Annotated in this window: 20 protein-coding genes and 3 tRNA genes; 13 read left to right on the plus strand and 10 right to left on the minus strand. The window is 71.1% G+C overall.

The genetic code is table 11. The features are described 5' to 3' along the window. Positions 1-9: 9 nt before the first annotated feature. Positions 10-459, plus strand: a complete 450-nt coding sequence (locus D3P35_RS03345) for a MarR family winged helix-turn-helix transcriptional regulator (RefSeq protein WP_232830354.1) — start codon at positions 10-12, stop codon at positions 457-459. A gap of 247 nt (positions 460-706) precedes the next feature. Here the strand turns inward: D3P35_RS03345 and D3P35_RS03350 are convergent, their stop codons facing one another. From D3P35_RS03350 to D3P35_RS03395, 10 genes are all read right to left on the minus strand, one after another. Next, positions 707-2302, minus strand: coding sequence for a bifunctional diguanylate cyclase/phosphodiesterase (locus D3P35_RS03350; protein ID WP_198670445.1), 1596 nt, complete (start codon positions 2300-2302; stop codon positions 707-709). Between the two features lie 266 nt (positions 2303-2568). Beyond that, positions 2569-2991, minus strand: coding sequence for a hypothetical protein (locus D3P35_RS03355; RefSeq protein WP_157982018.1), 423 nt, complete (start codon positions 2989-2991; stop codon positions 2569-2571). 128 nt (positions 2992-3119) lie between these two features. Then, a tRNA-Phe gene (locus tag D3P35_RS03360) sits at positions 3120-3195 on the minus strand. 55 nt (positions 3196-3250) lie between these two features. Beyond that, positions 3251-3433 carry a DNA gyrase inhibitor YacG gene (locus D3P35_RS03365; RefSeq protein WP_118133037.1) on the minus strand — a complete coding sequence of 61 codons (183 nt, stop codon included), beginning with the start codon at positions 3431-3433 and terminating at the stop codon, positions 3251-3253. Continuing rightward, the gene (locus D3P35_RS03370) at positions 3430-4482 is read right to left on the minus strand and encodes a ribonuclease E/G (RefSeq protein ID WP_118133038.1); all 1053 of its coding nucleotides are present in this window, start codon (positions 4480-4482) and stop codon (positions 3430-3432) included. Before D3P35_RS03370 ends, D3P35_RS03365 begins: the two co-directional genes overlap by 4 nt. Beyond that, positions 4479-5060 (minus strand): nucleoside triphosphate pyrophosphatase, encoded by a 582-nt coding sequence (locus D3P35_RS03375; RefSeq protein ID WP_118133039.1) that lies wholly within the window; start codon positions 5058-5060, stop codon positions 4479-4481. The genes D3P35_RS03370 and D3P35_RS03375 overlap by 4 nt, the downstream gene beginning before the upstream one ends. A 71-nt stretch (positions 5061-5131) precedes the next feature. Next, entirely contained in the window at positions 5132-5350 is a 219-nt protein-coding gene (gene infA, locus D3P35_RS03380) for a translation initiation factor IF-1 (protein ID WP_118133040.1), read from the minus strand. A 105-nt stretch (positions 5351-5455) separates the two neighbouring features. Continuing rightward, positions 5456-6061: a TetR/AcrR family transcriptional regulator gene (locus D3P35_RS03385; protein ID WP_118133041.1), complete on the minus strand. Its 606-nt coding sequence runs from the start codon at positions 6059-6061 to the stop codon at positions 5456-5458. A gap of 127 nt (positions 6062-6188) precedes the next feature. Next, positions 6189-7139, minus strand: coding sequence for a methyltransferase domain-containing protein (locus D3P35_RS03390; RefSeq protein ID WP_118133042.1), 951 nt, complete (start codon positions 7137-7139; stop codon positions 6189-6191). 577 nt (positions 7140-7716) lie between these two features. Beyond that, positions 7717-9531 carry an alpha/beta hydrolase gene (locus D3P35_RS03395; protein WP_198670446.1) on the minus strand — a complete coding sequence of 605 codons (1815 nt, stop codon included), beginning with the start codon at positions 9529-9531 and terminating at the stop codon, positions 7717-7719. A 113-nt stretch (positions 9532-9644) separates the two neighbouring features. Here D3P35_RS03395 and D3P35_RS03400 point away from each other — a divergent pair, with 113 nt between their 5' ends. The 12 genes from D3P35_RS03400 (at position 9645) to D3P35_RS03455 (ending at position 21907) form a co-directional block, all read left to right on the plus strand. Next, positions 9645-9986: a hypothetical protein gene (locus D3P35_RS03400; protein ID WP_118133043.1), complete on the plus strand. Its 342-nt coding sequence runs from the start codon at positions 9645-9647 to the stop codon at positions 9984-9986. Between the two features lie 98 nt (positions 9987-10084). Further along, positions 10085-11320: an LL-diaminopimelate aminotransferase gene (locus tag D3P35_RS03405; protein ID WP_118133044.1), complete on the plus strand. Its 1236-nt coding sequence runs from the start codon at positions 10085-10087 to the stop codon at positions 11318-11320. Beyond that, positions 11317-11682 (plus strand): hypothetical protein, encoded by a 366-nt coding sequence (locus D3P35_RS03410; protein ID WP_118133045.1) that lies wholly within the window; start codon positions 11317-11319, stop codon positions 11680-11682. The genes D3P35_RS03405 and D3P35_RS03410 overlap by 4 nt, the downstream gene beginning before the upstream one ends. Beyond that, on the plus strand, positions 11675-12973 hold the full coding sequence (locus D3P35_RS03415) for a homoserine dehydrogenase (RefSeq protein ID WP_118133046.1): 1299 nt from the start codon (positions 11675-11677) through the stop codon (positions 12971-12973). The genes D3P35_RS03410 and D3P35_RS03415 overlap by 8 nt, the downstream gene beginning before the upstream one ends. 128 nt (positions 12974-13101) lie before the next feature. After that, positions 13102-14067 carry a class II fructose-bisphosphatase gene (gene glpX, locus D3P35_RS03420; RefSeq protein ID WP_118133047.1) on the plus strand — a complete coding sequence of 322 codons (966 nt, stop codon included), beginning with the start codon at positions 13102-13104 and terminating at the stop codon, positions 14065-14067. Positions 14068-14503: 436 nt separating this feature from the next. Continuing rightward, positions 14504-16312, plus strand: a complete 1809-nt coding sequence (gene recJ, locus D3P35_RS03425) for a single-stranded-DNA-specific exonuclease RecJ (protein ID WP_118133048.1) — start codon at positions 14504-14506, stop codon at positions 16310-16312. Between the two features lie 62 nt (positions 16313-16374). Beyond that, positions 16375-16450: transfer RNA gene (locus D3P35_RS03430), tRNA-Glu, on the plus strand. A gap of 102 nt (positions 16451-16552) precedes the next feature. After that, positions 16553-16628, plus strand: a tRNA-Glu gene (locus tag D3P35_RS03435). Between the two features lie 200 nt (positions 16629-16828). Continuing rightward, positions 16829-19138 carry a methyl-accepting chemotaxis protein gene (locus D3P35_RS03440; protein WP_118133049.1) on the plus strand — a complete coding sequence of 770 codons (2310 nt, stop codon included), beginning with the start codon at positions 16829-16831 and terminating at the stop codon, positions 19136-19138. 191 nt (positions 19139-19329) lie between these two features. Beyond that, positions 19330-20283 carry an ABC transporter substrate-binding protein gene (locus D3P35_RS03445; RefSeq protein ID WP_198670447.1) on the plus strand — a complete coding sequence of 318 codons (954 nt, stop codon included), beginning with the start codon at positions 19330-19332 and terminating at the stop codon, positions 20281-20283. A gap of 41 nt (positions 20284-20324) precedes the next feature. Beyond that, positions 20325-21140, plus strand: a complete 816-nt coding sequence (locus D3P35_RS03450; RefSeq protein ID WP_198670448.1) for an ABC transporter permease — start codon at positions 20325-20327, stop codon at positions 21138-21140. Next, positions 21137-21907 (plus strand): ABC transporter ATP-binding protein, encoded by a 771-nt coding sequence (locus D3P35_RS03455; RefSeq protein ID WP_232830355.1) that lies wholly within the window; start codon positions 21137-21139, stop codon positions 21905-21907. The genes D3P35_RS03450 and D3P35_RS03455 overlap by 4 nt, the downstream gene beginning before the upstream one ends. Positions 21908-21912 lie beyond the last annotated feature (5 nt).

Here is a 21912-nt window from a genome sequence, read left to right on the forward strand (position 1 = left end):
ACTGAGCATGTGACGGACGACACCACGCAGGACACGAAGCGCCCGGCGCACGGTTACGTGCTCGACGAGCAGGTGGGCTTCCTGCTGCGCAAGGCCTGGCAGCGCAACACGGTGATTTTCGCCGAGCGGATGGAGACCGGGCTCACGCCCACCCAGTTCTCGGTGATGTACCGGCTGTCGGAGGTGGGCTCGGTGTCGCAGAACCAGCTCGGCCGCTCGGTCGCGATGGACGGCGCCACCACCAAGGGCGTGGTCGACCGGCTGATCGGCCGCGGCCTGCTCACCACCCGGCCGGACCCGGATGACCGGCGGCGCCACCTCGTCTCGCTCACGGCCGAGGGCCGGGAGGTGTTCGAGGCCTCGGTGATGACGGCGCACAGGGTGACGGCGGAAACCCTCGCCCCCCTCACCGCCGCCGAACAGCGCACCCTGGTGCGGCTGCTCGCCAAGATCCAGTAGCCGCGCGGCCGGGCGCACCCATGGAGCCCGCGCGCCCCTGACGCCCGCCTGCCGCTGACGCTCGCGCCCCTGACGCCCGCGCCGCCCGGCCAGCTCGGCCGAGGCGGCTTTCCGCCGGTCCGGCAGGCGGCACAGACCCGGGCCATGCCCCCCGGCTGGATGCCCCCCCGTCTGGTTGCACCCAGTCTGCCGGATGCCGGCCGGCGGCGCGGGCGAGGCACGCGCAGCGGCTGCGGCGCGGGCGCGCTCAGCCGGTCGCCGGCTGGGGCGGGCGGGGGCGGGCGAAGAGCGCATGCGCCTGGTCGGCCGGCATCGGGCGGGAAAACAGGAAGCCCTGGCCCATGTCGCAGCCCTGGGCGCGCAGCCAGTCCGCCTCGCCGATGGTCTCGATCCCCTCCGCCACGCTCACGAGGCCGAGCGAGCGGGTGAGGTTGATGATCGAGCGGACGATCTTCTCGCTGTCCTCGCTGCCGTCGAGGCGGTGGACGAAGGACCGGTCGATCTTGATCTTGTCGAAGGGCAGTTCGCGCAGGTGGCGCAGGCTGGAATACCCGGTGCCGAAATCGTCGAGCGACACGCGCACCCCCGCCGCCTTCAGCGTGTTCATGATGTCGCGCGCCGCCTCGAGGTCGTTCACCAGCGCGGTTTCGGTGATCTCGATCTCGAGCCGCCCCGGGGCGAAGCCGGCGCTGTCGAGCACTTCCAGCACCCGGGTGGCGAAGGCGCGGTCGCGCAGCTGGCTGGGCGAGGTGTTGATGGCGATGGTGAGGGCCTCCGGCCAGTCCCGCGCGTCCTCCACCACATGGCCGAGGATCACCGGGAAGATCTGCGGCGGCAGGCCCGCGTCCTCGGCCACGGGGATGAAGGTATCGGCGGTGAGCAGGCCACGTTCCGGATGCTCCCAGCGCGCGAGCGCCTCGAAGCCGGTGAGCGCGCCGCTGGCCAGGTCGTGCAGGGGTTGATAGTGCGGGCGGATGCCGCCGTTGCAGAGCGCGAGGCGCAGCTCCGCCTCCAGCGCGATGCGGGCGCGCAGGCTGCTGTCGAGCGCGCTGTCGAACACGGCATAGGTGTTTCGCCCGGCCGATTTCGCCTGGTACATCGCGAGATCGGCGCGCTGCATCAGCGCGCCCGCATCCTCCGCGTCGCCGGGAAAGCCGGCGATGCCGATGCTCACGCTCACGCGGCTCTCCACCGTGCCGAGGCTGAAGGGCTGGTCGATCGAGGCGAGGATGCGCTGGGCCACGCGCAAGACCGTTTCGCTGCCCGTGCCGTCATGTGTCATCAGCACGGCGAACTCGTCTCCCCCGAGCCGGGCGAGGAAGTCCTCGGCGCGCAGGTTGCCCTTCAGCCTGTCGGTGACGGTCTGCAGCAGCATGTCGCCGGTGGCGTGGCCATAGGTGTCGTTCACGCTCTTGAAGCGGTCGAGGTCGAGCAGCAGCACGGAAAAGCCGCGCCCGGTCGCCCGGGCGAGGGCGATGCGGTCCTCCAGCTCCTCCTGGTAGAGGCGGCGATTCGGCACGCCGGTGAGCGCGTCGTAGCGGGCGAGCACGGCGGCATTGTTCTCCGCCGCCTGCCGGCGCGAGACCTCGCGGTACAGCTCCCGCGTGCGCAGAACCAGCACGGCGACGAGCGCCAGCGAAAGCACCACGAAGACGGTGAAGATCTCGTCCAGCTCCAGGTCTTCGTGGGCGCGGGAGTACTGGTAGAAGCATTCGAAGGAATCCAGCGAGACGAGCAGGATCTGCGCGAGGAAGGCGACGACGAACACGACGACATAGGGCCGGCGACGGCCCGGGAGGCCGGGTGCGCGCGGCTCCCTGTCTCGATCCGGATTGCGCTTCATGCTGTTCTGTTCCGACTGCCGGCCCCGGGCCGGGGCGACCATGAAACACGGGTCTAGCCGCAATTCTCTGCCCGAGCGTTAACCGGGCCCGGATCACGCGGCGCGCCCCGCTCTCGCCCTGCTGTCCCCGCGCGCGGGAGCCCCGCCGGCCGGGGGCCCCGTGTCCGTCCCGCAGCGGGGGGCCGACGCCGCATGGCTGGACGCGGCCTGCGAGGGCGGCATCGCCTCGCGCAGGGCCGGTGGCCTTTCGGGTGTTGCCGCGGGGGTCAGGAGTCGGGCACGGGGTCGAAGCGAAGCCGCGACAGGTCGTGCTCGCGCAGGTTCACGGTCTGCCCGGTCCTGTCGCCGTACTGGAAGGCTTCGAGCACGTGGGCGTAGCCGTGCTCCAGCCAGAGGATGAAGCCCAGCATGTTCCCCTCGCCCAGGCCATGCATCCGCACGGCCGGGCCATGGGCGAGGCGCTCACCGTCCCATTTCGGCGCCGCGCTCCGGTCCACCTCGATGGTGGTGTAGAAGCCGTGCCCGGTGTTGTCGCGGTCGACCACGCGTGCGGTGGCCAGTTGCGCCCGCAGGGTGCCGCGCTGATCGGCGCTCAGCCGGGCAGTGTCGGTCTCGCAGATGTGGTGAAACACCGCCGCTTCGAGGGGCGTGAGCTCGGTCATCTGGCCGGCCTGCTCAGAACTTGGCATCGCTCGCTGTCCGCTCCGGGGTTGGGTCGACAGCATTCGGCCGCCCGGCGCGCGTTCGCAAGGGGGTAGTTCCGCGCGCGCGCGTCTTCGGCAAAGCCGGTCCCGGCGGGTCTCTGCGAGGGGGGGCGTGGTGCCCGGGGGCGGATTCGAACCACCGACACGCGGATTTTCAATCCGCTGCTCTACCAACTGAGCTACCCGGGCGGGCGAGGCGCAGCGCCTCGGTGGAGCGGTGTTTAGACCAGCCGAAAGGCAGTGTCTAGTGCCTTCTGACGGTGTTTTCGCCGCTCTCGTCATCGAGGTCGTCGGGGGCCTCTTCTTCCTCGGCGGGGATGGCATAGGAGCCGCGCAGCCAGCGGCCGAGATCGACGTCGGCGCAGCGTTTTGAGCAGAACGGGCGGTAGGCTCGTTCGGTCGGTTTTCCGCAGATCGGGCAGCTCATGCGAGAAGCTCCGTGATCGGGCGCCTTTCCCGCTTGCGCTGAAGTTCGAGGTTTCCGAGCGGGGTCCAGCCGGCGAAGCTGGTCTCCACCGCGTCGGCCTTCAGCGCGGCGCGCAGCGCGGTTTCCAGTTGCACCCGCTCCTTCTTGGCGAGGGGCGCGAGGTCGACGGTCACCTGGCCGCCGAAGCCGCGCAGGCGCAGCTGCCGGGGCAGCTCGCGAATCGCGGCGAGATTGGCCTTCAGGCAGGCGGCGGGGGAGAAATCCTTGCCGGTGTTCACGTCCACCGCCACCATGGCGCGGGTGGCCTCCACATACATGTGGCCGCCGCCGGGCAGGGCAACCCGCGGGCTGCGCAGCGCGTCGATCGCCTCCCACACGCCGAAATGCTCGAAATGGCCCTCTCGGCTCTCCTCGTCCTGCCAGACAGCGTCGGGGTCGGGGTCCGACCAGTCGCGCCAGGCCTCGACGATGGCGCCGGGGGCCTCGACGGCAAGGCAGGGCCCGGCCTCGGCCGCGGCCTCGGCTGCGGCGCGCAGGTCGGTGAGCGTCGCGATGTCCTCGGCGATGGCCTCGGCCGCCACGCCCTCGGAGGCGGAGCGGATGATGGCGCCGGTATCGTCGTCTCCCAGCGCCTCGGCGGCGATGGCAGCGAGGCGGTCGCGCTCGGCGCCGTCGCGGATGCGGCGGGCCACGTTCACGCCGGGCGCGGTGGGCGAGAGGATGGCGTAGCGGCCCTTGTAGAGCACGCGCGCGCTCATCGGCACCGCCTTGCCGGCCTCGGCATGGCTGGTGACCTGGGCGAGGATCATGTCGCCGGGGCGCAGGCCGGGGGCCTCGCGCACCAGCCCCTCGGCGCCGCCGAGATCGGCGAAGACGCCGCCGGCGTTCTGGCTCTTGCGGGTGACGCGGCCCCAGTAGATCGCGCCGGGGCGCGGGGTGGGGTCGTCCTCCGCCGGGTCGACCAGCAGGTCTTCGAGCTTGCCGTCGACCAGCAGCGCCGCGTAGCCGCGGCCGGCGATCTCGTCGGTGACGATGATGCGGCCCTTCATGCAGTCTCCTCCATGCGCAGCACGCCGGCGCCGGCGAGCAGGTTCACGGTTTCGCACAGCGGCAGGCCGACCACGTTGGAATAGCTGCCGTTTATCGCCGGGATGAAGGCCTGCGCCCGGCCCTGGATGCCGTAGCCGCCCGCCTTGCCCCGCCATTCGCCGGAGCGGATATAGGCGGAGACTTCCGCGTCCGACAGGCGCTTCACCTGCACGGTCGTCTCCACCGTGCGGGTCCAGAGCCGCGGGCCGGCGAGGGCAACGGCGGTGATCACCCGGTGGCGGCGGCCCGAGAGCAGGTAGAGGAACTGCGCGGCCTCCGCCTCGTCCCGCGGCTTGCCCATGATGCGGCGGCCGAGGGCGACCACCGTGTCGGCGCAGAGCACGAAGCTGCCGTCAGCGGCCCCGGCCTGGACTGCGGCGGCCTTCTCGCGGGCGAGGCGTTCGGCATAGGGGCGGGGCAGTTCGCCCTTTGCCGGGGTCTCGTCGATGTCGGCGGGGTGCACCGCGTCCGGCGTGATGCCGGCCTGGGCGAGAAGCTCCAGCCGTCGGGGCGAGGCGGAGCCTAGGATCAGTCGCATGCAGCCTCCCTGCGGGCGATGCCTTCGGGGGGCGCACGCGTCGGCGGGCGTGCGGCCGCCCGCGGCGTGTCTTACTTGAAGCGGTAGGTGATCCGGCCCTTGGTGAGGTCGTAGGGGGTCATCTCGACCTGGACCTTGTCCCCCGCCAGAACCCGGATCCGGTTCTTGCGCATCTTGCCGGCGGTGTGTGCGATGATCTCATGGCCGTTGTCGAGCGTCACCCGGAAGGTCGCGTTCGGCAACAGCTCGGTCACGACACCGGGGAATTCGAGCATTTCTTCCTTGGCCATGATTTCTCCGAGTAAATACAAAGGGTGTGCAGGGCCAACGGAACACCGGGACCCCACGCCGGGCGAAACATGGGGGCAAAGCGGGGGAAATGCAAGGCCGAATACCTAGGGTGTCGCCGCATGGGTCATGCGGCGGACGAGGTCGGCATAGTGATCGGCGACCTCGACGGCCGAGAGCCGCCCCCCGGCGCGATACCAGGTCGTCACTCCGGTGAGCATGGCAATGATGGCGCGGGTGGTCAAGCGCAGGTCGGGCAGGCGGAAGCAGCCCTCGGCCATGCCGCGCTCCAGGATGGCGCGCAGGGCGGCCTCGTAGCAGCCGCGCAGGCCCTCGATCTCGGCGAAATTCGTCTCCGAGAGGTTGCGCAGCTCCATGTAGGCGATGAACACCTCCTCGGGGCGCGAGATGTGGTAGCCCACGTGGAAGCGCACGAAGCGCTCCAGCGCGTCGGAGGCCCCCTCGCCGGCGCCGAGGGCGCTTTCCGCTTCCCAGGCCTCGAGCAGGGCGCACATGTGCTCGCGCATCAGCGCGTGCAGCAGGGTCTGCTTGTCGGGGATGTAGAGGTAGATGGTGCCGGCCTGCACCCCCACCTCGGCGGCGATCTCGCGCATCGAGACGGCGGCGAAGCCCCGGGCCGCGATCAGCCGGCGCGCCGCCGCCTGGACCGCCTCGGCCGTGCTCGCCCCCTTCGATCCGCTCCTGCGCCCCATGCCGTCCCCTTCGCCCTGCCCGATGTGGTCAGAGTAAATGACCGGATGTTCAGTTGAAAGGGGAAGCGGGTGGCGAGGTTAACGGAATGACGCCGCGGCCCCGACGCGCCGGGGCCGCGGGCGAGGTTCAGGCGCAGACCTCGGCCTCGCCGTCGCCCTGCCGGTCGAAGCGGCGGGGCAGGCCGGTGGCGACCACGCTCAGGCCGGCCACCGGCGCGCCGCGGTCCTCGCGCAGCACGCAGTCGGTGACGGTGAGGGCGGAGAAGCCGGCATCGGTGAGCAGGCCGGTGACATAGGCGCGGGAATGGGCGAAGCGGCGGCTCTCGCGCAGCTCCACCGGCTGCGCGCCGAGCTCCAACGTGAAGGCCAGGGCCCCGCCCTCGGCCAGCGAGCCGGCGCACCAGCCGATGATGCGCTCGAGCGCGCCGAGATAGATGAACACATCCGCCGCCACGATGAGGTCGTAGCGCTCCGCCCCGAGGGCGAGGCGGGCGATGTCGCGCTTCTCCAGCAGCTCGTACACGCCCTTCTCGCGGGCCCGGGCCAGCATGCGGGCGGAGATGTCGTAGCCGCCCAGCCAGTCGCAGCGGGGGCGCAGGGCGGCCCCCATCAGCCCGGTGCCGCAACCGAGGTCGAGCGCGCGGGCGAAGCGGTGCAGGCCGGCGGCCGCGAGCCCGGCCAGCAGCAGCTCCGGGCCGCGGTAGCCCAGCCCGTCGACCAGCGCGCGCTCGAAGCGCGGGGCGTACTGGTCGAACAGCAGCTCGACGAAGGCGGGCGGCATGGCCTCGGCCACCGGCACCCGGCGGGCGAGGTCGCGCTTCAGCCCGGCGCCGAGCGGGTCGGCCGGGTCGGCTGCCACCGCGCGGTCCCAGGCGCGGGCCGCGGCCTCGGTGTCGCCCGCCGCCTCGAGCAGCTCGCCGAGGCGGAACCAGCCGGCCGCCCAGCCCGGCGCGAGATCGAGCGCGCCGGTGAGCACCTCGACGGCGGCCGCGGTTTCGCCCGCGTCGGCCAAGGTCTCGGCATATTCGGCCCGGCGGTCCGCGCGCGGATCGCCGGAGGGGAAGGCTGTGCCCGCCATCTCGGGGTCTTTCAAAAAGGGCCCGCTCATCTGCCGGGAACCGGCCACGCGGCGGGCGACACGCTGCACCGCCGACGCGGGGCTTCGGCGCGCATTAGAGCAGCGCGCGGCCGGCTGTCAATCGGCTGTCAATGCGGTGTCGCGCCAGTGCCGGGGGAGGGCGGCCCGGGCCGGAGGCGCCCGGCGTGCCGGCGCCTGTTCCGCCGCGCCGCGCGGGCGGGCCGGGCCGGTTCCGCCGGGCTGCGCGGACGGGTCGGGAAGATGGCCGGCGAGGGCGGGGATGCGGGGAGCCGGCAGGCGGCGGCCCCGGGCCCGCGAGCCACCGGGGCGTGCCGTCCGCCCCCCTCCCGGGATGCGCCCGGCGACACGGCCCCGGCATCATCGCCATCCGCCTCGCCGGCGCTTTCCGGGAGCGGCCGCCCGACGCGGGGAGAGGCGGGGCCCCAGCCGGGCACTTCCCGGCCGGCCTGGGCGCGAGCCGGGCGGTGCACGGACGGGTCAGGAGTGTGCCGGGCCTGCGCCCGGACGGGTCAGGAATGTGCCGGGTTGGCGCTCGCCGGGGCCGAAGCGAGCCGACTCAGCCCTCGTCGGAGCGCACGGTGACGTAGCGGCCCGGGGCGTCCTCGATCGTGCCGAGCACCGCGCCGGGCGCGCGGGCATCGACCTTCGAGCGGGACTGCCTCGCCAGCCAGGCATCCCAGTCCGGCCACCAGGAGCCGGGGGTCTCCTTCGCGCCTTCCAGCCAGTGCTCCACGTCGCGGGCGGTCATGTCGTCGTTGGTCCAGAACTGGTACTTGTTCATCTCCGGCGGGTTCACCACCCCGGCGATATGGCCCGAGCCCGCGAGCACGAAGCGCACCTTCGCCCCGGTCATCAGCCGCGCGCCGCGGTAGATCGAATCCGCCGGGGCGATGTGATCCTCCTTCGCGGCGACATGGTAGGTGGGCACGTCGATGTCGTGCAGGTTGACGGTCTTGCCGCCCACCTGCAGGTCGCCGCTCACCAGCGCGTTGCGGTTGTAGAAATGGTCGAGGTAGAAGTGGTGTACCTTCGCGGCCATGCGGGTGCTGTCGGAGTTCCAGTACAGCAGGTCGAAGGGGAAGGGCTCCTTCCCCAGCAGGTAGTTGTTGACCACGTATCCCCAGATCAGGTCGGAGGCGCGCAGCATGTTGAAGGCCTGGGCCATGGCCTCGGCCGGCAGGTAGCCCTTGTCCATCTGCTCGTCGACCACGGCGATGGTGTGGTCGTCGACGAACACCTGCAGCTCGCCCGCGTCCTCGAAATCGAGCTGGGCGGTGAAGAAGGTGGCGGATTTCACCCGCCGGTCCTTCACCTTGGCGAAATAGGCCAGCATGCCGCCCGCCAGCGTGCCGCCGATGCAGTAGGAGGTGAGGTTGAGCGCCTTCTGCCCGGTCTCCTCCAGCACCTTGTCGATGGCGGTGGAGGCGCCGTCGAACATGTAGCTGGCCCAGGTCTCGTCGCGCTGGCGCTCGTCGGGGTTCACCCAGGACACCATGAACACCGTGTGGCCCTGCGCCACCAGCCAGCGCACCAGGCTCTTCTGCTCGTTGAGGTCGAGGATGTAGAACTTGTTGATCCAGGGCGGGATGATCAGCAGCGGCGTGGCATGCACCTTCTCGGTCACCGGCGCGTACTGGATGAGCTGGAACAGGTGGTTCTCGAAGATCACCTTGCCCGGGGTCATCGCCATGTTGCGGCCCACGGCGAAGGCGGTCATGTCGGTCTGGCGGATGAGCAGCCGGCCGCGGCCGCGCTCGAGGTCCTCGAGCATCATCTTCAGCCCGCGCACCAGGTTCTCGCCCTTCTCCTGCATGGTGGCGTGCAGCACTTCGGGGTTGGTGGCGTAGAAGTTGGCCGGGTTCATCGCCTCGACGAACTGGCGGGTGTAGAAGGCCACCTTGCGCCGGTCGCGGTCATCCTCGATCTCGGCGGAGGAGACGGCGTCCTGGATGTAGTTCGAGGTGAGCAGGTAGGACTGCTTGAGGTAGTCGAAGAGCACGTTCTCCGACCAGTCCTCGTGGCGGAAGCGCCGGTCGCCGCGGGCGGGTTTCGCCATCGGCCCGGGGTCGGGCGCGCCCATGAAGCGCAGGGTTGCGCGGCGCCACAGCTCGAGCTGGGCGTTCCACAGCTCCAGCGTCTGCTCGGCGAGCTTCTCGGGGTTCTGCAGCCAGGCCTGGCCGAGCTCGTTGAAGGCGGGCAGGGTGTTGAGCGGGTCGCCGTGCATCGGGTGGTCGTCGCGCAGCTGGGCGTCGAGGAACTTGCTCCAGATCAGCTGCGACTGCTCGGCCACCATGGCCATGTTGCGGGCAAAGACCTGTGCCGATTCCGCCTGCTCCGAGTAGTCGTCGGGGACGAAACTCTTCGTGGTCATGACGGTTCCTCCTGTCGCGGTTCAGGCCGCGCTTGTGCTCAATGCCCCAAGTATGGCACGGGAAGGCATATGCGCCAAATGCCGGTCGAGACAAATTCATGCCAGAGACGCCGATGAGATTTGAAGCGAAGACAGTCCGGCGTGCCGGCGCGTTTTGCCGCACGGCCGCCTGCTGCCTGGTGCTGGCCGGTTGCGGCACGCTGGGCCCCGAGCTGGGAGATTACGAGCTCACCGAGTCCGACGCGGTGCGCGACGCGCCCTGGCCCCGGCTGGTCGACATCCCCGAGCCGCCGGCGCCCGGCAGCTTCTCCGCCGCGGTGCCCGACCCGCAGACCGGCCAGCAGTTGCAGACCGATCTCGCCGCCGAGGCGGTGGCGATGCGCGCCCGCGCGGCCGAGCTTGCAGCCCCCGTGCTCACCCCGGCCGACCTCGCCAGGCTCGGCAAGCGCAGCTGAGCGGGGCGCGCGCCCCGGCTTGCGCAAAGCATCTGTCTTTCGCGGGCCAAGCGCCCTATAAGCCCGCGCAGAGCCCGTAGCCGCGCCAGAGTCGACCGATGTCCGAGGAATTCTACCGCATCAAGCGCCTGCCCCCCTATGTCTTCGCCGAGGTGAACCGGCTGAAGGCCGAGTTCCGTGCCCAGGGCGCCGACATCATCGATTTCGGCATGGGCAACCCCGACATGGACACCCCGCCCCACATCGTGGAGAAGCTGGTGGAGACCGTGCGCCGCCCGCGCACCCACCGCTATTCCTCCTCGAAGGGCATTCCGGGCCTGCGCCGCGCCCAGGCCGGCTACTACGCCCGCCGCTTCGGCGTCGACCTCGACCCCGAGACCGAGGTGATCGCCACGCTCGGCTCGAAGGAGGGCCTCGCCAACCTCGCCATGGCCATCACCGCGCCGGGCGACGTGATGCTGGTGCCCAACCCCTCCTACCCGATCCACCCCTACGGGTTCATGATCGCCGGCGGCACGCTGCGCCATGTCTCGGCCCTGCATGACGGGCGCTTCGACCCCGAGGCCTACATGCGCTCGCTCGCGCAGGCGGTGAAACACTCGGTGCCCGCGCCGGTGGCGGTGGTGGTGAGCTTCCCGTCGAACCCCACGGCGCAGGTCTGCGACCTCGATTTCTACGCCGAGCTGATCGCCTTCGCGAAGAAGCACCACCTCTGGGTGCTCTCCGACCTCGCCTATGCCGAGATCTACTTCGACGACGTGCCCCCGCCCTCCATCCTTCAGGTGCCCGGCGCGCGGGACGTGGCGGTGGAATTCACCTCGCTGTCCAAGACCTTCTCCATGCCGGGCTGGCGCATGGGCTTCGCGGTGGGGAACCGGCGGTTGATCGACGCGCTCACGCGCATCAAGTCATACCTCGACTACGGGGCCTTCACCCCGGTGCAGGTGGCCGCCGCCGCGGCGCTGAACGGGCCGGAGGATTGCATCGCCGAGATCCGCGACACCTACCGTGCGCGGCGCGACGTGATGGTGCGCTCCATGGAGCAGGCCGGATGGGCGATCCCCTCGCCCCCCGCGACCATGTTCTGCTGGGCGCCGGTGCCCGAGCCCTTCGCGGGGCTGGGCTCGATGGAATTCTCGAAGATCCTCCTGCGCGAGGCCTCGGTGGCCGTGGCGCCGGGGGTGGGCTTCGGCGAGTACGGCGAGGGCTACGTGCGCCTCGGCCTCGTGGAGAACGAGCACCGCATCCGCCAGGCGGCGCGCGGTGTGAAGAAAGTGATGCAGAACGCCGGCGAGATCCTCGCCCGGTACAGCCAGCTGGAGAGCGGCAGATGAGCGACGAGACCTGGGACTGGGCCGAACAGCGGCGCGACACCGAATTCACCTACGAGGAGCTGAAGAAGGAGGCCGGCATCGAGCCCGGCACCGTCATCACCCTCGACCTGCAGTTCCTGCCGGCGGAGACCGACAGCGACGAGGCCGCCTTCATGCGCGCGCTCTCCTCCTTCGGCTACGACGTGAACCGCTACGAGGAAGACGACACGGTGGAGGCCACCATCGAGGGCGTGCCCTTCACCGTCGAGGACATCTGGAAGCACGAGGAACGCACCACCAAGATCGCCCTGGCCCGCGGCTACGCGCCCGATGGCTGGGGTTTCTGGGACCCCAACGACGAGGAAGACGCCGACGATGAGTGACCCCGCGAAACGACCGCTCCGCATCGGCCTGGCCGGGCTCGGCACCGTGGGTGCCGGGGTCGTGAAGATGGTCCAGACCCATGCGGAGCTGATCGCCGCGCGCGCCGGCCGCCCGCTTCAGATCGTCGCCGTCTCCGCCCGCTCGCGCGCCAAGGACCGCGGCGTCGACCTCTCCGGCTATGCCTGGGAGGATGACGCGGTGGCGCTGGCCCGGCGCGAGGACGTGGACGTGTTCGTCGAGGTGATGGGCGGCGAGAACGGCCCGGCCAAGGCCGGCACCGAGGCCGCCATCGCCGCCGGCAAGCCGGTGGTGAGCGCCAACAAGGCGCTGCTCGCCCGCCACGGCCAGGCGCTGGCCGAGAAGGCCGAGGCCGCAGGCGTCACCATCCGCTACGAGGCCGCCGTGGCCGGGGGCATCCCGGTGATCAAGGCGCTGGGCGAGGGGCTGGCCGGCAACGGCATCACCCGCGTGATGGGCGTGATGAACGGCACCTGCAACTACATCCTCACCGAGATGGAGAAGACCGGCGCCGACTATGCCGACGTGCTCGCCGACGCGCAGCGCCTCGGCTATGCCGAGGCCGATCCGAGCTTCGACGTGGGCGGCATCGACGCGGCGCACAAGCTCGCGCTGCTCTCGGCCCTCGCCTTCGGCACGAAGGTCGATTTCGACGGTGTCGCCATCGAGGGCATCGAGCGCATCACCCTGCCGGACATCGAGCAGGCCGCCGACATGGGCTACCGCATCAAGCTGCTCGGCGTGGCGCGCATGAACGCCGACGGGCTGGAGCAGCGCATGCAGCCCTGCCTGGTGCCGCTCGCCTCGCCGGTGGGCCAGCTCGACGGGGTCACCAACGCCGTGGTGATCGAGGGCGATTTCATCAAGGGCGTCACCCTGCAGGGCCCGGGTGCCGGCGAGGGGCCCACCGCCTCCGCCATCCTGGGCGACCTGATCGACATCGCGCGCGGGCTCACCGTGCCGGCCTTCGGCCAGCCCGCGGCCTCGCTGAAGCCCGCGCCGCGCTCGGCCGGCGGGGCGGCGGCGGCCTGGTACATCCGCATCCTGCTGCGCGACGCGCCGGGCATGCTGGCGCGGGTCGCCACCGTGCTGGGCGGCCACGAGATCTCCATCGACATGATGCGGCAATATGGCCACGAGGGCGACGGTGCCCCGGTGGTTATCGTCACCCATCCGGCGGATACGGCGCGGATGCAGACCGCGCTGGCCGAGATCGACGGGCTCGAGGTCTCGCTTGCGGCGCCGGTCGCGCTACGTATCGAGACGCTCTGATCGCGCGGGAAGGTTTTTCTTGCGCGAACCCTGTCGATCACGGATGACGACAGGGCTTGCAGGTGACAGGAATACGGAGACGGGCGGTGCGAGGCTGCCCGGGTTCCGGCACAGAAAGGATTTTATCCATGGCGGATAACGAGATTTTCGCGGACCGCATGCTCTCTCTCGGGCTTGCCCGCGTGTCCGAGGCAGCGGCCATCGCCTCGGCCAAGCTGATCGGCATGGGTGACGAGAAGGCGGCGGACCAGGCGGCGGTGGACGCCATGCGCACGCAGCTCAACCTGCTCGACATCAAGGGCGTGGTGGTGATCGGCGAGGGCGAGCGCGACGAGGCGCCGATGCTCTACATCGGCGAGGAAGTCGGCTCGGGCAACGGCCCCGGCGTGGACATCGCGCTCGATCCGCTGGAGGGCACCACCCTCACCGCCAAGGACATGCCCAACGCGCTCGCGGTCATCGCCATGGGGCCGCGCGGCTCGATGCTGCATGCGCCGGACGTCTACATGGACAAGCTCGCCATCGGCCCCGGCTACGCCCCGGGCGTGGTCGACCTCGACATGACCCCCACCGAGCGGGTGCTGGCGCTGGCCAAGGCCAAGGGCGTGAAGCCGGCCGAGATCGCCTGCTGCGTGCTCGAGCGCCCGCGCCACGAGGAGCTGATCCGCGAGATCCGCTCCACCGGCGCGCGCATCCGCCTGATCACCGACGGTGACGTGGCCGGCGTGATCCACTGTGCCGAGAGCGCCAAGACCGGCATCGACATGTACATGGGCTCCGGCGGCGCGCCCGAGGGCGTTCTCGCCGCCTCGGCGCTGAAATGCATGGGCGGCCAGATCCAGGGCCGGCTGCTGTTCCGCAACGACGACGAGCGCGGCCGCGCCGCCAAGGCCGGCATCACCGACCTCGACAAGAAGTACAGCCGCGACGACATGGTGACCCAGGACGTGATCTTCGCCGCCACCGGCGTGACCAACGGCTCGGTCGTCACCGGCGCGCGCCGCGACGGCGAGTACCTCGAGACCGAGACCATCCTGATGCGCTCCAAGACCGGCTCCGTGCGGCGCCTGTTCTACCGCCAGCGCAACCAGTAAGCCGCACCCCGGCTGACGCTGATCCGGACCCGGCGGGGCGCCTCCCCGCCGGGTCCTGCCGTTTCGCGGGGATGCGTCGGGCAGGGGCATCGAGCCCCTTTCCGCCGCGTCGCCGCTGCGCGGCTTCCGGCACCGCGAAGAGCGGAGCGCGGGAAGGCACGCGGGCCGGCGGCACCTGTGCCCGCCTCGTGCCGGGCGTGCGCGTCCCCGGTCTTCGCCCCGCCCCACCCCGTTCCGCACCGTCCCGCCCCCTGGCTGACCCCGTTGCGCCCGGCCTGCCGCCGCGCGCACCGAGCCGCGCAGCGGCGACACGACGGAAGGGGGCTCGATGCCCCCGCCCCGGCGTTTCACCCCGCACTGCCCGCGGGACTTGACCCGGCCCCCCGCGCGTGGTCGGAAGGGCGCGGGACACGGACGGGCACGGGAGGTACGGGACATGGCGGGCGAAGCGGCACTTTCCGGGGCGGCGGAACCGGCGCCCCTGCTCGGCGTCGCCGCCTCCGTCACCGGGCACCGCTGGGTGGCGCCCGGGCTGGAGCGCGACCGCCAGGCCCTCGCCCTGCTGCAGGCCACCGGCCTGCCGGACCCGGTCTGCCGCATCCTCGCCGCCCGCGGCGTGCCCGCGCCCGAGGCCGAGGCCTTCCTCGCCCCCTCGCTGCGCGAGCTCACCCCCGACCCCTCCGCGCTGCGCGACATGGACCGCGCGGCCGAGCTGCTGGTCGAGGCCGCCCTCGGGCGGGCGCGCGTGGCGATCTTCGGCGACTACGATGTCGACGGCGCCTCCTCCTCGGCGCTGCTGTTCCGCTGGCTCGCCGGCTTCGGCATCGCCGCGACCATCTACATCCCCGACCGGATCGACGAGGGCTACGGCCCCAACGTGCCGGCCATGGAGCGCCTCGCCCGCGCGCATGACATGGTGATCTGCGTCGATTGCGGCACGCTCTCGCACGGGCCGGTGGCCGCCGCCCGGGCCGCTGGCGCGAAGGTGCTCATCCTCGACCACCACCTCGCCGGCGAAACCCTGCCCGAGGCTGAGGCGGTGGTGAACCCCAACCGCCAGGACGAGGACGGCAGCCTCGGCCATCTCTGCGCCGCCGGCGTGGTGTTCCTGCTGCTCGTCGCCGCCAACCGCCTGCTGCGCGGCCGCGGCCGGCCCGGGCCCGACCTGATGTCGTTGCTCGACATCGTGGCCCTCGCCACCGTGGCCGACGTGGCGCCGCTCATCGGCTTCAACCGCGCGCTGGTGCGCCAGGGGCTGAAGGTGATGGCCCAGCGGCGCAACCGCGGGCTCGCGGCGCTCTCCGACGTGGCGCGCATGGCCAGCGCCCCCACCTCCTACCACCTGGGCTTCCTGCTGGGCCCGCGCATCAACGCCGGCGGCCGGGTGGGCGACGCGGCGCTCGGCGCCCGGCTGCTGTGCACCGAGGACGCGGCCGAGGCCTCCGCCATCGCCGAACGGCTGGAGGAGCTGAACCGCGCCCGCCAGGAGATCGAGGCCGGCGTGCTCGTCGCCGCCACCGCGCAGGCCGAGGCGCGCGGCGCCGAGGGCCCGCTGGTCTGGGCGGCGGGCGAGGGCTGGCACCCCGGCGTGGTCGGCATCGTCGCCTCGCGGCTCAAGGAGGCGTTCAACCGCCCCGCCATCGTCATCGGCATCGACCGCGCGCTGGGCGAGGGCAAGGGCTCGGGCCGCTCGGTCACCGGGGTCGACCTCGGCGCCGCCATCGCCCGGCTCGCCGCCGAGGGGCTGCTGGTGAAGGGCGGCGGCCACCGCATGGCGGCCGGCCTCACGGTCGACCCCGACGGGGTGGAGCCGGCGATGGAGCGCCTCGCCGCCCTGCTCGCCCGCCAGGGCGCGGGGCAGGGCGGGCCGGCCGACCTCGCCATCGACGGCGTGCTCGCCCCCTCCGGCGCCACGGTCGACCTGCTGGAGACGCTGGAGCGCGCCGGGCCCTACGGTGCCTCTGCCCCGGCGCCGCGCTTCGTGCTGCCCGGCGTGCGCCTCGCCCGGGTGCGCCAGGCGGGCGAGAGCCACGTGCAGATCACCTGCACCGACCTCAACGGCGGCCGGCTCGACGGCATCGCCTTCCGCGCGCTCAACGGCCCGCTCGGCCCCTTCCTGCTCGACCATGCCGGCCGCTCGGTCCACCTCGCCGGCCGGCTCGAGATCGACGACTGGAACGGCCGCCGCCGGGCGAAACTGCGCGTCGAGGACGCCGCCCCGGCGGATGACGAAACAAACCTCTGATGCGACCAAATTTCCGCTTGCGCGGTGCCGGGCGAGCGACTAAACACCCCTCCACACACCGGGCGCCCTTCGTCTAGTGGTCTAGGACACCGCCCTTTCACGGCGGCAACACGGGTTCGAACCCCGTAGGGCGTACCACCTTCCCGGCAACGGATGCGGCAGGAAGAAAGTCTCGACAGGGATCATCTTTTCCGCTTGCACCCGCCAACGGGACCGACTAAATACCCGCCCACACCCCGGGCGCCCTTCGTCTAGTGGTCTAGGACACCGCCCTCTCACGGCGGCAACACGGGTTCGAACCCCGTAGGGCGTACCAACCTCCCCCGGCGGATTTCCCCGATTTCGCAAGAAGATATCGCCCCACCGCTCCGGCGGCGCGCGGATGCGTCTTGCGGTAACGCTCTCTTCAGGGCTCGTCTCTAACGTGCATCGCAGCAAGGCCGGCCCGGCGCCTGCCGTCTGTCGCTGTCTGTCGCTGTCTGTCACGGAGAGATCCTCCCCTGCCCGGAGAGATGCATGCCTAGGATCCAGGACCTGAAGCTGGCGCACGCCATGATTCTCGCAGTGGTCGCGCCCGCTATTGCCGCCATCGTCTTCAGTTATCAGCTCGCGCGCGAAAACCTCTCCGAGCTGCGCGAGTTCGAGGCGATCGAGCGGATGGTCGTGCTGGCCGGGCATCTGAGCGACCTCGTGCACGAACAGCAGCGCGAGCGCGGGGCGACCGCGGTGTTCCTCAACAGCGAGGGGAGGCGCTTCGCCGAAGTCCTCGCCGGCCAGAGGCTCGACACCGACGCTCGCCGTGCCGCGCTGGAGACGGCGCTCGCCGGCTTCGACGTGGCGGGCGCCGGCCCGCGTTTCGCCGCCGATCTCGCGGCACTGCAGGACCGGCTGTCGCGGCTCGGCAGCATCCGCCGCGAGGTCGACGCGCAGGGCATCCCCCTCGGCGCCGCGCTGGAGTATTACACCGGGAGCAATGCCCTCGCGCTCTCGCTGGTGAGCCGGGTGGCCGAGGTCAGCGCCGACCCGGACGTGGTGATGTCCGTCCTGGGCTACGTAAGCTTCCTGCAGGCCAAGGAACGCGCCGGCATCGAGCGGGCGGTGGGGGCTGCCTCCTTCGCCGTCGGGCGCTTCACGCCCGTGCTGATGAACCGGTTCGAGGAACTGGTGAGCGCGCAGAAGCTCTATCACGCCAACTTCCTCGCACATGCCCCGGACGCGCAACGCGCCCGGTTCGAGGAGATGATGCAGGGCCCGGCCGCGCGCGAGGTGGAACGCCTGCGCGAGATCGCCTTCCGCGGCGGTCTCGAGGGCGCGCTGGAGGGCACGGATGCGGCGACCTGGTTCGATGCCATCTCCGAGAAGATCAACGCCCTGCATGCATTCGAGGACCTGCTGACGGAGGATCTCCGCGCCCTGGCCGAAAGCCGGCGCGCCGCGGCGGAGCGCGGGCTCACCCTCGTCACCGTCACCTGCGTGCTGGCGCTCTTCGTCTGCGGCATCGTCTCGGCGATCCTGCTCGGCGGCCTCAGCCGGGGCATGAGGCAGGTGTTGCGGCCCATGCAGGAGATGTCGGAGGGAAACCTCGACGTGGCGCTCCCCCCGGAGCGCCGTAACGAGATCGGGGCCATCGTGCGCGCGCTCGAGGTCTTCCGCGCAAACGCCCGCGCCCGGCTGGAAGAGGAGCGAGCGGCCGAGCGACGGCGCGAGCTGCGCGCGCAGCAGCTTGCCCGGCGTGCCGAGCAGACCGAGCGCCTGCGCAGCTCGCTTCGCGCAGCGGTCGAGGCGGGACAGGCCGGCGATTTCTCCGTGCGCGTCGACATCGCCTTCGAGGAGGACGAGCTTCGCACGCTGGCCCAGTCGGTGAACCGGCTGCTCGCCTCGGTCGAGGCCGGGATCGACGAGGTGGTGGTGATGCTGCGCGCCATGTCGAACGCCGATCTCACCCATCGCATCACCGGAGACCGGCAGGGCGCCTTCGCCGAGCTTCGCGACGGCGCGAATGCCACCGCGACCCGGCTTTCGGCCTTCATGAGCGAGATCGGTGCCGCGGTGCGCGGCGCGCTCGGTGGCGCGCGCGGCATCAACGACGGCGCGATCGACCTGGCCGCGCGCTCCGAATCCCAGGCCGCTTCCCTGCAGCAGACCGCGGCCACCATGGAGCAGCTCGCCGCCACCGTGCGCTCCAACTCCGTCGCCCTGCGCGAGGCGGAAAGCCTGGCCGGCGGCATGACCGAAACCTCCCGCAGCGGCGAGGAGACGGTGAATCGCGCGGTCGAGGCCGTGGGCCGCATCGAGCAGAATTCCATGCGCATCACCGACATCATCTCGGTCATCCAGGCGATCGCCTTCCAGACCAACCTGCTCGCACTGAACGCGGCGGTGGAGGCGGCCCGGGCCGGAGAGGCGGGCAAGGGCTTCGCCGTGGTGGCGAGCGAGGTGCGTGAACTGGCACAGCGCTCATCCGACGCGGCGCGCGACATCACCGAGCTGATCAGGGAATCCACCGTCTCCGTCGCCGACGGGGTGCGGCTGGTGGCAGACACCGGGCAGGCGCTCTCGGCCATCAACGTCTCCATCGCCGAGCTCTCCTCCAACATCCGCTCGGTCTCCGAGGCGGGGCAGGAGCAGAACCGGGGCATCGAGGAAATCTCGCAGTCCATCGCCAGTCTCGACAACATCACCCAGCAGAACGCCCAGCTGTCCGACAAGTCGGTGAGCCTCGCACGCGGGCTCAGCGACCAGATCGGCACCCTGTCCGACAGCATGTCGCGCTTCCGGCTGATCGAGGAACCTGCCGCGCGCGACGCGTCGCCCCGCGCGGCGTGAGGGCGGCGTCGCGCCTTCCGCCGCCGCGCCGGCGGTGGCGCGAGCCGGGAGAGCGCGCAGCACAGTCTGGCGCCTTCGCCGCGCGCGTGGTGCGGGCACGGCGTCGCAGGCCCTCGCGGCCCCGCGTGATTGACACTCTCCCCGGCCTGTGCTGCCCTTTGGCCTACGGGTCCAGCAAGGGGAAAACCACAGTGAAGAATGCATTTCGATTCGGCAGCATTGCTGCCCTTTTTGCCGCCGCAGCCGCCCTGCCGGCGATGGCGCAGAACACGCCGGTTGCCATCGGCATGAGCGGCTGGACCGGTTTCGGCCCGCTCACCCTCGCCGCCGAGGCGGGGCTGTTCGAGCAGGCCGGGCTCGACGTGAACATCGTGAAGATCCCGCAGAAGGACCGCCACCTCGCCATCGCCTCCGGCGACATCCAGTGTGCCGCGACCACGGTGGAGACCTTCATGATCTGGAACGCCAACGGCGTGAAGATCAAGCAGCTCTTCCAGCTCGACATGTCCCACGGCGCCGACGGCATGGTGGTGCGCAACGACATCGCCTCCATCGCCGACCTGAAGGGCAAGACCGTCGCGGCCTCCGCCCCCGGCACCTCGCCCTATTTCGTGCTGCTGTGGATGCTCAACGAGAACGGGCTCTCGAAGGATGACGTGACCATCGCCAACCTCGAGCCCTCCGCCGCCGCCCAGGCCTTCATCGCCGGCCAGAACGACGCCGCGATGACCTACGAGCCCTACCTCTCCGCCGTGCGCGACAAGCCGGAGGCCGGCAAGATCATCGCCACCACGCTCGACTACCCGGTGGTGATGGACACGCTGGGCTGCACGCCCGAGTTCATCGAGGAAAACCCCGAGGCGGTGAAGGCGCTGGCCGAGGGCTATTACGCCGCGCTCGACATGATCGCCAGCGACCAGCAGAAGGCCTACGAGATCATGGGCTCGGATGTGAACCAGTCGGCCGAGGATTTCGGCAAGTCCGCCGCCTATCTCGAGTGGCAGGGCAAGGACGCGAGCGCCGAGTTCATGAAGACCGGCCTGCCCGAGTTCTACGAGAAGGCCGGTCCGCTGCTGCTCGACGCCGGCATCATCCGCGAGATCCCGGCCACCGAGGACCTCGTCGACACGTCCTGGGCCGAGTGAAGGCTCGGCGGGCGCGCGCCCTGCGCGCCCGCACCACCGCGATGACCGCCCCGACCGCGCCCCGCTCCGCCCTCCGCCGCGCCATGCGCCCGCTGCGCCCCGCCTCCCCGGCGATGCGCGTCGGGCTCGGGCTTGCCTTCTTCGTTCTCTTCGTCGCGCTCTGGGCGCTGGCGACCTTCGGCGGCCTCGTCTCGCCGTTCTTCCTCGCCGACCCGTTCACCATGCTGCAGGAAGGCTGGCTGCTGTTCACCAGATTCGGCTTCATCGGCGACATCGGCATCACCGTGTGGCGGGTGTTCGGCGGCTTCATCCTGGCCGGGCTCGTCGCCGTGCCACTGGGCATCCTGATGGGCGCCTACAAGCCGGTGGAGGCGTTTCTCGAGCCCTTCGTGAGCTTCGCGCGCTACCTGCCGGCCTCGGCCTTCATCCCGCTGCTCATCCTCTGGGCCGGCATCGGCGAAACCCAGAAGCTGCTGGTGATCTTCATCGGCGCGGTGTTCCAGATCATCCTGATGGTGGCCGGCGCCGTGGGCGGCACAAGGCGCGACCTGGTCGAGGCGGCCTACACGCTCGGCGCCACCGACGGCGGCGTGGTGCGCCGCGTGCTCATCCCCGCCGCGGCGCCGCAGATCGCCGAGATCCTGCGGCTGGTGCTGGGCTGGGCCTGGACCTATGTCATCGTCGCCGAGCTCATCGGCTCCTCCGCCGGCATCGGCCACATGATCGTGGACAGCCAGGCCCTGCTCAACACCGGGCAGATCATCTTCGGCATCATCGTCATCGGCGTGATCGGGCTCATCTCCGACACCGCCTTCAAGGCGCTGAACCGCCGCCTCTTCGCATGGAGCCTCGCGTGATCGAGATCGAGGGCGTCGCCCGCACCTTCCCCGGCGCACGGGGCCGCAGCCCCACCCGCGCGCTCGAGCCCGTGCGCCTCTCCGTGGCGCGCAACGACTTCGTGACCATCCTCGGGCCCTCGGGCTGCGGCAAGTCCACCCTGCTGCGCATCGTCGCCGGGCTCGACGAGGCCACCGAGGGCCAGGTGCGCCTGCCCTCCGGCCCGGTCACCGGCCCGGGGCCGGACAGGGGCATGGTCTTCCAGTCCTACACGCTGTTCCCCTGGCTCACCGTGGCCGAGAACATCGCCTTCGGCCTGCGCGAGAAGCGCATGCCGAAGGCCGAGCGGGCGGAAATCGTGGCCTTCTACGTCGACAAGGTCGGGCTGCGCGGCTTCGAGGGCCATCACCCGCGCCAGCTCTCGGGGGGCATGCAGCAGCGTGTCGCCATTGCCCGGGCACTGGCGAACGACCCCGCGGTGCTGCTGCTCGACGAGCCCTTCGGCGCGCTCGACAACCAGACCCGCAGCCTGATGCAGGAGCTCCTGCTCAAGATCTGGGAGGACGACCGCAAGACGGTGCTCTTCGTAACCCATGACATCGAGGAGGCGATCTTCCTCGGCTCGCGCTGCGTGGTGATGACCGCGCGCCCGGGCCGGGTGAAGGCCGACATCCCGATCGGCCTGCCGCACCCGCGCCTCTACAAGCTCAAGACCGCGCCGGAGTTCATGGCGCTGAAGGAGCGTCTCACCGAGGAGATCCGCGAGGAGGCGATCAAGGCCGCCTGAGCGGC

This window comes from Oceanicella sp. SM1341, assembly GCF_003448965.1.
GTDB lineage: Bacteria > Pseudomonadota > Alphaproteobacteria > Rhodobacterales > Rhodobacteraceae > Paroceanicella.

Coding starts and splice junctions, on each gene's coding strand:
- D3P35_RS03385 (WP_118133041.1), bottom strand. CDS start 6,061: ATGGGGCGCAGGAGCGGATCGAAGGGGGCGAGCACGGCCGAGGCGGTC.
- D3P35_RS03395 (WP_198670446.1), bottom strand. CDS start 9,531: ATGACCACGAAGAGTTTCGTCCCCGACGACTACTCGGAGCAGGCGGAA.
- D3P35_RS03375 (WP_118133039.1), bottom strand. CDS start 5,060: ATGCGACTGATCCTAGGCTCCGCCTCGCCCCGACGGCTGGAGCTTCTC.
- D3P35_RS03390 (WP_118133042.1), bottom strand. CDS start 7,139: ATGGCGGGCACAGCCTTCCCCTCCGGCGATCCGCGCGCGGACCGCCGG.
- D3P35_RS03440 (WP_118133049.1), top strand. CDS start 16,829: ATGCCTAGGATCCAGGACCTGAAGCTGGCGCACGCCATGATTCTCGCA.
- D3P35_RS03450 (WP_198670448.1), top strand. CDS start 20,325: ATGACCGCCCCGACCGCGCCCCGCTCCGCCCTCCGCCGCGCCATGCGC.
- D3P35_RS03415 (WP_118133046.1), top strand. CDS start 11,675: ATGAGTGACCCCGCGAAACGACCGCTCCGCATCGGCCTGGCCGGGCTC.
- D3P35_RS03355 (WP_157982018.1), bottom strand. CDS start 2,991: ATGCCAAGTTCTGAGCAGGCCGGCCAGATGACCGAGCTCACGCCCCTC.
- D3P35_RS03350 (WP_198670445.1), bottom strand. CDS start 2,302: ATGAAGCGCAATCCGGATCGAGACAGGGAGCCGCGCGCACCCGGCCTC.
- D3P35_RS03410 (WP_118133045.1), top strand. CDS start 11,317: ATGAGCGACGAGACCTGGGACTGGGCCGAACAGCGGCGCGACACCGAA.
- recJ (WP_118133048.1), top strand. CDS start 14,504: ATGGCGGGCGAAGCGGCACTTTCCGGGGCGGCGGAACCGGCGCCCCTG.
- D3P35_RS03365 (WP_118133037.1), bottom strand. CDS start 3,433: ATGAGCTGCCCGATCTGCGGAAAACCGACCGAACGAGCCTACCGCCCG.
- glpX (WP_118133047.1), top strand. CDS start 13,102: ATGGCGGATAACGAGATTTTCGCGGACCGCATGCTCTCTCTCGGGCTT.
- D3P35_RS03370 (WP_118133038.1), bottom strand. CDS start 4,482: ATGAAGGGCCGCATCATCGTCACCGACGAGATCGCCGGCCGCGGCTAC.
- D3P35_RS03405 (WP_118133044.1), top strand. CDS start 10,085: ATGTCCGAGGAATTCTACCGCATCAAGCGCCTGCCCCCCTATGTCTTC.
- infA (WP_118133040.1), bottom strand. CDS start 5,350: ATGGCCAAGGAAGAAATGCTCGAATTCCCCGGTGTCGTGACCGAGCTG.
- D3P35_RS03400 (WP_118133043.1), top strand. CDS start 9,645: ATGAGATTTGAAGCGAAGACAGTCCGGCGTGCCGGCGCGTTTTGCCGC.